Consider the following 11,615-nt stretch of genomic DNA (forward strand, 5'->3'; position numbering starts at 1 on the left):
GCTTCCATGTCGCTCGCGCGCCGCATTCCCTTGCTGGTTTGCCTGACCTTGGCGTTGCATACCGCCCCCGCCCTGGCGCAACGCGCGGTGCAGGGCGACCTGCAGTCGCAGATGAGTGCCGAACAGTTCAAGGCCGCCGGCCTGGACAAGCTCAATGCCAGCGAACTGGCTGCGCTCAACGATTGGCTACAGGGCAAGGTCGCCAAGGAGGCCGCAGTGGTGGTCGAACAGGCCAAGGAAGCCGGCCGTCAGGAAGTGATCGTCAAGAACCGCGGCTTCTTCGACTTCGGCAGCAAGGAGCCGATCGAGAGCACGATGGTCGGCGAATTCAAGGGCTTTTCGAAGGGCCGCGTCTACACGCTGGCGAATGGTCAGGAGTGGGAACAAACCGATACGGCCAGCCTGTCCGGGGTGCGCAAGGATGCACCCAAGGTCAAGATCAAGCCGGGTCTGGTCGGCGTGTGGTATCTGCAGATCGAGGGCTACAACACCCCGGCCAAGGTGCGGCGGATCAAATAGCGCATCGGCCAAGCTTGCGCGGCTGCCGAAGACGTCGCCACGCCTGGCATCGGCATGCGCCACGCGAATCCCGCCGCTGGGCGTTGCGCGCGCGACATCGCAACTGCAGCCGCTGCACTTCGCCCGCTGGATGCCGCTCACTGCAGAGCAGTGCATGCGTTGGTGCCGACAGACAGAGCGCAGACCCAGATGCGCCCCCTCCAGGCGCAGCTGACGTGGCGCGCCGAATCATCGTCCTCCGCCGCGCGCAGACGCAGCCCATTGCCGGGAGCGAGACGCGCCGCCCTGCTTACCGATAGCGACCACGCGTACACTCCTGCACACACCCCGCGCGCCCCACCCCGTCGCTGACGCGACTGCTGACCACGCGTCCCATGTGATTGGCCGCGGCAAGCGCTGGCCACACGCACGGTCTCTGGAGAACCCGCATGCGCTCGATGACCTATTGCAGCCTGGCACTGCTATCGTCACTGACACTGTCTTCCGGCATCGCGCCCGCTGATCCACTCGCTTCTGCCGCGTCGCCGGCAGAGCGCTGTGCGAATGCACCGGAAGTTGGCTTCGGGCAAGCCTTGGTGTGTTACCGCGATGCCATCGAACAACAACCGTTGACCTATACGCGCGTTGGCACCAGCAGCGTTGCCGGTGTCGAGCGGCGCGACTACCTGCTGACCTCGCAGGACTGGTCGCCGGAGGGACTGGTCACGCCGTCGCGCTGGCAGCATGACGTGGCGATCTATGTACCGAAAGAGGCCTTGCCCATGCGCGCAGTATTGATCTCAACCAACGGTACGCGTCATCCGGTGGATGGCAGTACGGCGCAGCCGGCCAGCGAGTTGTCGCCCGAGGCGCTGGCGGCGTTGGCGCAACGCACCCGCACGGTAGTGATCGCGCTCAGCGACATTCCCAACCAGGCGTTGCGCTACCAGGGCGATGCCACCCCACGCCGTGAAGACGACAGCGTGGCCTATAGCTGGTCGCTGTTTCTCAAAGCGCCGCAGCAGCGCAAGACACTGCCGCTGCACGTGCCGATGGTGGCCGCGATTGCGCGCACCATGAGCCTGGCCGAGCGCGAATTGGCCCCGCTGCAAATCCACCGCTTCGTGCTTGCCGGCGCCTCTAAACGCGGATGGGCCAGCTGGCATGCCACCATCGCAGACCAGCGCGTAGAGGCGGTGGCGCCATTCGTGATCGACATCCTCAACATGCCGGCGGTGCTGGAGCATATGTCCCGCACCTATGGCGGCAACTGGCCGATTGCCTTCAACGCCTATGCAAAGCAGGGCATCACCTCACAACTGCAGACCCCGGCTTTCACGCGATTGGTGCAGTTGCAAGATCCGCTGAGCTATTTGCACACGCCGTACCGCACGCGGCTGGCGGTGCCCAAGTACATCGTCAACGCCAGCGGCGACGACTTCTTTCTGCCGGACAATACCCAGTTCTTCTACAACGCGCTGCCCGGCAGCAAGGCGCTGCGCGTCCTGCCCAATAGTGCGCACAACATTCGCGCCTCCGTCGTCGATACCCTGGCGCCGTTCATCACGCGCCTGCAGCAGAAGCGCCCGCTACCGCAGGTGAGCGATGTATTGCGTACGGGCCAAGCGCCGCAGATCCGCTTCCGCTCCTCCGAGCGGCCAACGCAGGTGCAGCTGTGGAGTGCACATAATCCGCACGCGCGCGATTTCCGCTACGCCTGCGGCATACGCTACAGCGCCACGCCGATTGCGCTTGCCGGCGGCAGCACGGTCCCGGTACCGGTACCGGTGCAGATTCCGGAGAACGGCTGGAGCGCGTATTTCGTGGAAGCCACTTACGCGGATGGATTCGTTGCCACCAGCCAGGCTTATGTGCTCGGCAAGCAGCGTTACCCCACCCAGGCACCGCCCACCGATAACGCGGCCTGCAGCACGCTGCCTGGCGTGACCAGCGCCGGCGCCTTGCGCTGACGCAGTCCTTGAAACAGGGTGGGTGGGGCGATAGCCGACTGAAGCACCTGGTGGGCAGCCGGGCGCCACGCGCCGGCTTGCCGAGTCCGCTCTTCACTCACCACTGCACCACGTTGGACGCATTTGTCCACTTTGCGCAACGAAGTCCGCACAGACAACGCCAAACAGCACGTTTTTGCACTTGAGCACGCCACCAAGATCGATCCAACCCGGCTGATCCATTGACATCGTTGTCACCAACTCCTAAACAGGCCCCTACTCGCTGACGGCATCGGCCGGTCAGACGGACCAAAGGACTGAATGTGGCTGCGATTTCGCGTTCCGCTTACGCCTCTGCCTCGCCCGATGTCCCCGTTGCCATCAGCTTCATCGCTGCCGATGTCGGCGGCACGCATGTGCGTGTCGGGCACATGGTGCAGGCGCGCGATGCCGCCATCGAGCTTTCGCATTACCGCACCTATCGCTGCGCCGAACACGCCAGTCTCCAGGCCATCCTCGAGGATTTCCTGCAACAGCGGCGCGGCGTCGATGCGGTGGTCATCGCCAGTGCCGGCGTGGCGTTGGACGATGGCAGCTTCATCAGCAACAACCTGCCATGGGCGATTTCACCCAGCCGCATCGGTGCTGCACTGGCAGTGCGCAACGTGCACCTGGTCAACGATTTCGAGGCGGTGGCCTACGCAGCGCCGCAGATGGAACAACGCGCCGTGCTGCAGCTGAGCGGGCCGACACCGCGCCATGCGCGTGCCAACGGGCCGATTCTGGTGGTCGGCCCCGGCACCGGTCTGGGTGCAGCACTGTGGATCGATGCCAAGCCACGCGCGATCGTGCTGGCCACCGAAGCCGGCCAGGTCGCGCTAGCCAGTACCCACCCGCGCGAATATGCCGTGCTGCAAGGCCTGTTACGTGACCGGCACTATTTGCCGCTCGAGCACGTGCTCTCCGGCCCGGGATTACTGCATCTCTACGATGCGGTGTGCGAGCTGCATGGCGCAACGCCGCGTCATCGTCTGCCCGCCGCCGTGACGCACGCAGCGCTGCACGAAGACGATGCGCTTGCGCGCGAGTGCCTGGAGATTTTTTGCGGCCTGCTGGGGAGCGCGGTCGGCGACATGGCGCTGGCCTACGGCGCTGCCGGTGGCATCTATCTGGCCGGGGGCTTCCTGCCGACGATCGGCCAGTTCCTGGCTGGCAGCGCCTTTGCCGAGCGCTTCCTGGACAAGGGAAACATGCGCGCTGTGCTCGAACGCATTCCGGTCAAATTGGTCGAGCACGGGCAACTGGGCGTGCTCGGCGCGGCCAACTGGTATCTGCAGCACCACACCGACCTGTCGTAAGCGATACCACGCGTTCTACCCCGAGCGCGCGTCTGCAAGACCCCGCATCCGGCGAGCGGCAGCCCGCCGTCCATCCCTGTGCGTGATGAGGAGAGACATCATGAAATACAGCACCACCCTGCTGTCCAGCGCCATTGCACTATCGCTGGCATTCGCTGCGCAAGCCCAGGACAGCGCTGGTACGCAAGCCACCGACCTGGACGCCGTCCAGGTGGTCGGCATCCGCGCCAGCCTGGAAAAATCGCTCGACACCAAACGCAACAACACCGGCATCTCCGAGGCGATCACCGCCGAAGACATCGGCAAATTCCCGAGCACCAACGTGGCCGAAGCGCTCTCGCAGATTCCCGGCGTGACGTTGGACAGACGCTTCGGGCAAGGCGAGCGCGTGAGTATCGACGGCACCGACCCCAGCCTCAATCTGTGGTTTCTGGACGGGCATCCGGTCGCGCAGGCGATCTGGCTCTACGGCGAACAACCCAGCCGCGGTTTCGATTACACCCTGCTGGCCCCGCAGATCCTGGGCCGTGCGGAAATCCTCAAATCCTCCGAAGCGCGCCTGACCGAAGGCAGCCTCGGTGGCACGGTGCTGATGCATACGCGGCAGCCACTGGATCTGAAAGTCAATGAAGTGGCTGCATCCATCGGCTACAGCTACAGCGACCAGGCCAGCCAGGGCAAGCCCAACGCGGCACTGCTCTACAGCTGGAAGAACGCGGCCGAGACCTTCGGCATTGCGGTCTCGGCGCAGCATTACGAAGAACGCGTGGACCGCCGCGGCATGGAGGTCTTCGGCTACGTACCGGCCAGCACCTTCGCCAATGCCGCAGGCGGCGTGCCTGCCGATACGGATGTGCCCAATTCGATCAACGCTGCCTGGTTCCAGCAGGATCGCGAGCGCGACAGCGCCGTGGTCAACCTGCAGCTCAAGCCCAGCGAGGCGCTGGAGTTCAATCTGAGCGGCCTGTACATCAACGAGAACTTCGACAACTACAACCAGTCGATGTACAGCTTTTTGACCTGGAATGCCGGCACGGTGGCGGCGGTGGACCAACTCGGCGGCGTCCGTAACGGTGTGGTCACCAGTGGCCATTCCAGCGCCAATGCCATCCCGCTCGGCGGCACGGTGATCTACGATAACAACGTGCGCGAATCGGAGGTGACGACCAAAGGACTGGACCTGCGCGGCGCCTTCCGCGGCGAGGGTTGGGGCTTGAACGGACAGGTGGGCCAGAGCAAGTCCGAGAACAAAGATCTCTCCCAATACTTCATCGAGCCGTTCTACAACGGCGGCTTCAGCTGGGACACCCGCCGCGGCATCCGTTTCGACGATTCGGCAGGGGCACGTAACCCGGCCAACTGGGGTTCGGCCGGCGGCTGGTTCGGCAACAACGGCATCTTCTCTACCGAAAGCAAGGACACGTACGGCCAGCTGGATTTGAATGTGCAGTTCGACAGCGTGTTCAATCAATTGTTGCTGGGCGTGCGTCACGGCAAGCACGACGAGCGCTTCGAACTCAATGTCTATGGCGGCGTCACCCCCGGCACCCTGGCCGACGTGGGCACGATCGGGCTCACCGATCTGCAGGGGTTCTATTCCGATCACGGCCGGCACATACAGGCAGGTCGCAACAACGTACTGAACTGGATCCGCAACAGCCCGGTCGATTACAGCGCACCGGATCCGGCCAGCTATCTCAACAACAGCTGGGCGCTGGAGCAGACCAACAATGCAGCCTATGCGCAGCTGAATTTTTCCAGTGGCGGTCTACGCGGCAATCTTGGCGTGCGCTACGTGGATTCCAAGACCGAAGGCAGCGGCTTCGTCTACAGCGGCACGCCCTCCCTCGCCGACGCCGGCAGCCTGTGGCGGACCCGCACCCGCAAGGAAGACTTTCTGCTGCCTTCGCTGACGCTGTCGTACGACACCAGCGACGACTGGGTATTCCGCTTCGCTGCGGCCAAGGTCATCGCCTGGGCACCGTACAACCAGATGGTCAACAACACCTTCCTCAACGACACCACGTTGACCGGCAGCGGTGGCAATGCAGACCTGTCTCCGTACGAATCCTGGAACTTCAATCTCTCTGCCGAATATTATTTTGCGCAGCAAGCAGTGGTGGCGTGGTCGGTGTTCTACAAGAAGATCGACAACTACATCGACACCAGCGCCAGCGTGGAGCGCCAGTACAACGCATTGCGCGATACCGCACCGCAAAGCTGGGCGCAGTTGGTGGGCAGCAACGGCTGCACGGCCGATGGCTATTGCGACTACAGCATTCAACGGCCGCGCAATGCCGGCGATGGCAAGGTCAAGGGCTTCAACATCTCCTTCCAGCAACCGTTCGGCGACAGCGGCTTCGGTCTGACCGCCAACTACACCTATGCCGCTGGCGAAAACAACACCGGCGATGCCCTGCCCTACCAGTCGCGCAACAGCCTCGCCTTCAGCCCCTACTACGAAAAAGGCCCGCTCAATGCGCGGCTGACCTACAACTGGCGCGACAGCTATCTGGCCGGCGGTTATGTGGCCGGTGCGGCACCGGCAAGCGTGGACGATTACGCCGAACTCGGCGCCAGCATCGGCTATGCCTTCAGCCCGAACTGGTCGCTGCAGGTCGATGCGCAGAACCTGCTGGACGAGCAATATCTGCAATATCTGGGCGACAAGGACCATCTGGCCGGCCGCTACAAGAGCGGACGCCGCTACATGGCCAGCCTGCACCTGAAGTTCTAGCGCAGCCAGCAACACGACTGCGCTCACCGCCAGGTGGGCGCGGCCGGTGCCCAGAATCGGCATCTGCCACTTGCACACGCCGGTTCCTGTGCGCCGTCCCGCCCGCCTGGCGCCTGCTCGCTACGTCTGTTAGCAGCCCTCAGCTTCGAAGACGGACGCCGCGCGGGGTATGAGATGCGTGCGGCCTGTGTCCGATGCAAGGCCTTGCATCAGGCCTCAACTGCGCAATGCAGCCACCCGTTGCGATAGCTTCTTCGCCGATACACCGGATTTTGCACCCAGCTCCTGCGCAAAGACCGACACGCGCAGTTCTTCCAGATCCCAACGCAGCGCCTGCCACTCCTGGCGGTCTTGCAAACCGCGCGCGGCGGCGGCTTCCAGTGCATCCACGAACGGTTTGAGCTCGAGCATGCGCGCCTGGTCGCGCGCAGGATCGCGCTTTGCGCGTTCGGTGCGCAGGATCATCGCCCTGAGGTAGCGCGGATAATTGGCCAAGGCGTCGGCCGGGGTGTCGCGCAGGAAGCCTGCATGCACCAGCGCGCGCAGTTGCTGCTCCATGTCATCCAGATTGCCGCGTGCCCAGCCCATCAACGGCGCTTCCAACAGTGGCTTGAGTTCGGCCACGGCGCCCAGGATGCTTTCGGCCAGCTTCAAGCGCTCCATCGCTTCGCCGAACAGCCACTTGCTCGCGTCGTCGCGGCGCTGCGCAAATGCGCCAGGGTCGCGAATGGCGCCCAGGCCATCGGCCAGCACGGCATTGAGCGCCGCATCGACCAGATCGCCACGCAAGCGTTCCTGCGATTCGATCGCCGCATACAGCAGCCCGGTCTTGGGCGACACCGGCAATTGCTTGCGTGCCTGCTTGATCTTGTCGGCCAATGCGATTTCCAGCAGCCGACGCACGCCGCACGGATGCGCCCGCATCGCTTCGTTGCGGTCGGCAAAGATACGCAGCGCAGCAGTTTCGCCCTGATCCACCAGCGCCGGATACGCCGGCACGCCGGCCTCGCCGGCCACCTGCTCGGGAATCGGCGCGCTGGGAAAATCGCGCAATCCTTCGGCGGCCAGCGCGCGCCCGGCCCGTGCGGCAAACGCCTGCCCGGCACGTTCTCCGTAGCGCGCGCGCAGCCCGTCCAGATCGCGCGACTCGGCCAGCACCTTGCCCTCGTCATCGCGCAGGCGCAGGTTCATCAGCAGGTGCGTGTCCAGCGCCTGCTCATCGAAATCCAGCGCCGTCACCTGCGTCCCGGTAGCCTTGGCCAGAAAGCGCGCCAGTTCGCCGCGGATATCGTCGGCCGAGGCAACGCTGTAAGCCTCGTAGAACGCGCGCCCGAAATCCGGTGCCGGCACGTAGTTGCGGCGCTGCGCCTTGGGCAGGCTACGAATCAACGCAGACGCCTTGTCGGCGACGAAGCCCGGGGCCAGCCACGATAGCCGCGCTGGATCCAGCGCATTGAGCAGGTGCAGCGGCACCTCCAGCGTCACGCCGTCGTCGACGGCACCCGGCTCGAAACGGTAATGCAACGGCAGGCGCGCATCGCCGAGCGGGAAATACTTCGGAAAGCGATCGGCTTCGCTGCCTTCGCCCGGCAGCAGGTCGTTCAACGACCAATGCAGGCTGCGGCGCTTGTCCGGCGGCAAGGTCTTCCACCACGCATCCAGACCGCTGGCCGAATGCAACTCGGCCGGAATGCGATCCAGATACCAGCGCGCCTGCCAGCCTTCGTCGGCGACGATACCGGCGCGACGCAACTTGGCCTCTTCCTCGCGCGCCTGTTCGAGCACCTTGAGATTGTCGGCCACGAAGGCGGCCCGCGTATTGATTTCGCCCGTCACCAGGCCCTGGCACACGAACAGGTCATGCGCTGCGGCCGGGTCGATCTTGCCGAAATGCACGGGCTTTTTCGGCGCCAGCACCAGTCCGAACAGGCTGATCTGTTCCGAAGCGACCACCTGCCCCTGCGCACGCGACCAATGCGCATCGAAATGCTTGCGCGCCAGCAGATGCGGCAGCTCGGCGATGGGCCAGTCCGGCTCGATCGCGGCATTGGTCATGCCCCAGACTTTCTGCGTGTCCAGCAACGTGGCCGCCAAAATCCACGGCGGCGGTTTGCGCGCCAGCGCCGAACCCGGGAACGGCACGAAGCGGCGTTGCCGCGCGGCCAGATAGTCGCCCTTTTCCGTGCGATGGCCGATCTGCGTCGGCAGCCCCGCCAACAGTGCGCGATGCAGCGCCTGATACGCCGCCGCCGGCGCGGGTGTTGCAGGCGCTGCGTTGGGATCGGGCTTGCCTTCGCGCGCCAGTCGCGCAGCACGGTGAAGCTGGCCACGCGTGGGCCGGTTGGCGTTATGGCCGTCCTCGCGGACCGGCGCGCCGGCACCGGCCAGCAGCGGCGCCAGCATCACATTGGCCGGCTCTTCGCTCCAACCTAGTTCTTCGCACAGCAAGCGCAGTTGTCGATGCAGCTCGCGCCACTCGCGCATGCGCAAGAAACCGAGGAAATGCCGGCTGCACCAGTCGCGCAGCTTGGACTGGGTCAGATCTTCATGCACCTGCCGGTACGCATCCCACAAGCGCAGGATGCCAACGAATTCAGAGCGCGCATCGGCAAACAACGCGTGTGCGTTATCGGCGGCCTCGCGCGCTTCCGGCGGGCGCTCGCGCGGATCCTGGATGCCCAGGAATGCGGCGATGATGATCATCTCGCGCAAGCACCCATGTTGCTGCGCGGCCACCAGCATGCGCGCCAGCTTGACGTCCACCGGCAGGCGCGCCATCTGTCGCCCAGTGGCGGTTAGACGCCGCTGCGCGTCGATAGCGCCCAGCTCCAGCAGCTGTTGCCAGCCATCGGCCACCGCACGTTCGTCGGGGGCCTCCAGGAACGGGAAATCTTCGATCCTGCCCAGCCCCAACTGCAGCATGCGCAAGATCACCCCGGACAACGAGGAGCGTCGGATTTCCGGATCGGTGAACGCCGGACGCGCGGCAAAGTCCGCTTCGGCATACAGCCGGTAGCAGATGCCCTCGGCAATGCGCCCGCAACGGCCCATGCGCTGGTTGGCGCTGGCCTGCGAGATCGGCTCGATATGCAGACGGTCCAGCTTCTGGCGCGGGCTGTAGCGCTTGACACGGGCAAGCCCCGGGTCCACCACATACCGGATGCGCGGCACCGTCAGCGAGGTTTCGGCCACGTTGGTGGCCAGTACCAGGCGCCGCCGCGGACCCGGATTGAATACGCGGTCCTGATCGGCTGCCGACAGCCGCGCGTACAGCGGCACCACTTCGGTTTCGCGGTATTTGCGCCGTTCCAGCGACTGGTGCGCATCGCGAATCTCGCGCTCGCCCGGCAGGAACATCAACACGTCACCGCGCGGGTCGATGCGGGTGATTTCGTCGATGGCCGCCACGATCGCATCGTTGACACTGCGCTCACCGTCGCGGCCGCTGCCGTGTTCGCCGTCTTCGCTTTCGCCCGCATCGCCTTCGAGCGGGCGATAACGCACCTCGACCGGGAAGGTGCGGCCTTCCACGCTGATCACCGGCGCATTGTCGAAGTGCTGTGCAAAGCGCTCGGTATCGATGGTGGCCGAGGTGACGATCAACTTCAGATCGGAGCGCTTGTGCAGCAACTGCTTGAGATAGCCGAGCAGGAAATCGATGTTGAGGCTGCGCTCGTGCGCCTCGTCCACGATGATGGTGTCGTAGGACGACAGCCAACGGTCGCTGGCGATTTCTGCCAGCAGTATGCCGTCGGTCATGAACTTGATGCGTGACTGATCGCTGACGCGATCGGTGAAGCGCACCTGGAAGCCCACCGTCGTGCCCAATGGCGTCTTCAGTTCCTCGGCCACGCGCGCGGCCACTGCACGCGCGGCGATCCGGCGTGGTTGGGTGCAACCGATCATCCCGGCGGCTCCGCGCCCGGCTGCCAGGCACAGCTTGGGCAGCTGGGTGGTCTTGCCCGAACCGGTTTCGCCGGCGATGACCACCACCTGATGGTCGCGGATCAGCGCGATGATGCGCTCGGCCTCGCGCGCGATGGGCAACTGGTGGTCCAGCGTGATCGCCGGCTGCTGCTCGGCCCGCGCCTGGCGTTGTGCCTGCGATGCCGCCAGCGCCTGCTCGAACGCCTCGCGCACCTGCGGGTTGCCCGGCTTGCCCTGCCAGCGTGACCATAGGCCCAGCAGGCGGCCACGGTCGCGGCTCATCGCGCCATCCACGGCACGGCGGCGCTCACGCAAGGTCTCGGCAAGGGTGGAGTCGATAGCGCTCATTGATCGAAAAATGTGAAATATTGAATGACGTTTGATCCTTTAGCCTGTCTATTGTGACGCCATAACTGTTCTGTCAGACATCAACCCTCAGAAGGACCCTTCCATGTCCAAGAAAAAGAACGCCAACAAGCCCGTCATCGTCAACGATGCCCTGCCGGTTGCAGCCGCCTCGGCGCCGCATATCGATATCGGGATCAAGGACGCCGATCGCAAGCAGATCTCCGACGGTCTGGCCCGCTACATGGCTGACGCCTTCACCCTGTATCTGAAGACCCACAACTTCCACTGGAATGTCACCGGGTCGATGTTCAACTCGCTGCACACCATGTTCGAAACCCAGTACACCGAACAATGGGCGGCGCTGGACGAAGTGGCCGAGCGCATCCGTGCTCTGGGCTACAACGCGCCGGGCTCGTATCGCGAATTCGTCGCGCTGACCTCGATCCCGGAAGAGCCGGGCCTGAGCGACAGCGCCGACTGGCGCGAAATGGTGCGCCAGCTGGTCAGCGGCAATGAAGCGGTCTGCCGCACCGCCCGCAAGGTGCTGGGCACCGCCGACGATGCCGGCGACGATCCGACCGTGGACCTGCTGACCCAGCGTCTGCAGACCCACGAAAAGTACGCCTGGATGCTGCGCTCGCTGCTGCAGTAAACCCTCTGGGCTTCGCCCCCTGCGGGTTTGCCCAAGGTTTTGCAGTTGCGAAACCTTGGGCCCCAGCTCAATTACCTGCCACACCCCGCGCCTTCGGCGCGCCCTCTGACTCAGGGGGCGCAGCCATCTCCGCTTCGCGGACATGT

At 64.6% G+C, this 11,615-nt stretch carries 6 protein-coding genes and 1 other RNA gene; 6 read left to right on the forward strand and 1 reads right to left on the reverse strand.

Translation table 11 applies throughout. From position 1 onward, the window contains the following. The first annotated feature begins 6 nt into the window (after nucleotides 1-6). The 5 genes from J7360_RS04815 (at nucleotide 7) to J7360_RS04835 (ending at nucleotide 6,677) form a co-directional block, all read left to right on the forward strand. The gene (locus J7360_RS04815) at nucleotides 7-519 is read left to right on the forward strand and encodes a hypothetical protein (RefSeq protein WP_022558738.1); all 513 of its coding nucleotides are present in this window, start codon (nucleotides 7-9) and stop codon (nucleotides 517-519) included. Nucleotides 520-947: 428 nt separating this feature from the next. Next, a complete protein-coding gene (locus tag J7360_RS04820; RefSeq protein ID WP_057659572.1) occupies nucleotides 948-2,468 on the forward strand; it encodes a PhoPQ-activated protein PqaA family protein in 1,521 nt (506 codons plus the stop codon). Nucleotides 2,469-2,770: 302 nt separating this feature from the next. Further along, entirely contained in the window at nucleotides 2,771-3,805 is a 1,035-nt protein-coding gene (locus tag J7360_RS04825) for a glucokinase family protein (protein WP_057659574.1), read from the forward strand. Between the two features lie 100 nt (nucleotides 3,806-3,905). Then, nucleotides 3,906-6,542, forward strand: a complete 2,637-nt coding sequence (locus J7360_RS04830; RefSeq protein ID WP_209033369.1) for a TonB-dependent receptor — start codon at nucleotides 3,906-3,908, stop codon at nucleotides 6,540-6,542. A gap of 61 nt (nucleotides 6,543-6,603) precedes the next feature. Further along, nucleotides 6,604-6,677: non-coding RNA, sX9 sRNA (locus J7360_RS04835), on the forward strand. 81 nt (nucleotides 6,678-6,758) lie between these two features. Here the strand turns inward: J7360_RS04835 and hrpA are convergent. Further along, on the reverse strand, nucleotides 6,759-10,817 hold the full coding sequence (gene hrpA / locus J7360_RS04840; RefSeq protein WP_209033371.1) for an ATP-dependent RNA helicase HrpA: 4,059 nt from the start codon (nucleotides 10,815-10,817) through the stop codon (nucleotides 6,759-6,761). Between the two features lie 103 nt (nucleotides 10,818-10,920). On the opposite strand from hrpA, the gene J7360_RS04845 reads away from it, so the two are divergent. Continuing rightward, complete coding sequence (locus J7360_RS04845) at nucleotides 10,921-11,469, forward strand: Dps family protein (RefSeq protein WP_017155541.1); 549 nt, start codon at nucleotides 10,921-10,923, stop codon at nucleotides 11,467-11,469. The last annotated feature ends 146 nt before the right edge of the window (nucleotides 11,470-11,615 follow it).

This window comes from Xanthomonas sp. D-99 (assembly GCF_017746145.1).
Classification (GTDB): domain Bacteria; phylum Pseudomonadota; class Gammaproteobacteria; order Xanthomonadales; family Xanthomonadaceae; genus Xanthomonas; species Xanthomonas cissicola.

Bases quoted from the DNA above. Each gene is read 5' to 3' on its own strand.
- J7360_RS04820 (WP_057659572.1), top strand. From the start codon at position 948: ATGCGCTCGATGACCTATTGCAGCCTGGCACTGCTATCGTCACTGACA.
- J7360_RS04815 (WP_022558738.1), top strand. From the start codon at position 7: ATGTCGCTCGCGCGCCGCATTCCCTTGCTGGTTTGCCTGACCTTGGCG.
- J7360_RS04845 (WP_017155541.1), top strand. From the start codon at position 10,921: ATGTCCAAGAAAAAGAACGCCAACAAGCCCGTCATCGTCAACGATGCC.
- J7360_RS04830 (WP_209033369.1), top strand. From the start codon at position 3,906: ATGAAATACAGCACCACCCTGCTGTCCAGCGCCATTGCACTATCGCTG.
- hrpA (WP_209033371.1), bottom strand. From the start codon at position 10,817: ATGAGCGCTATCGACTCCACCCTTGCCGAGACCTTGCGTGAGCGCCGC.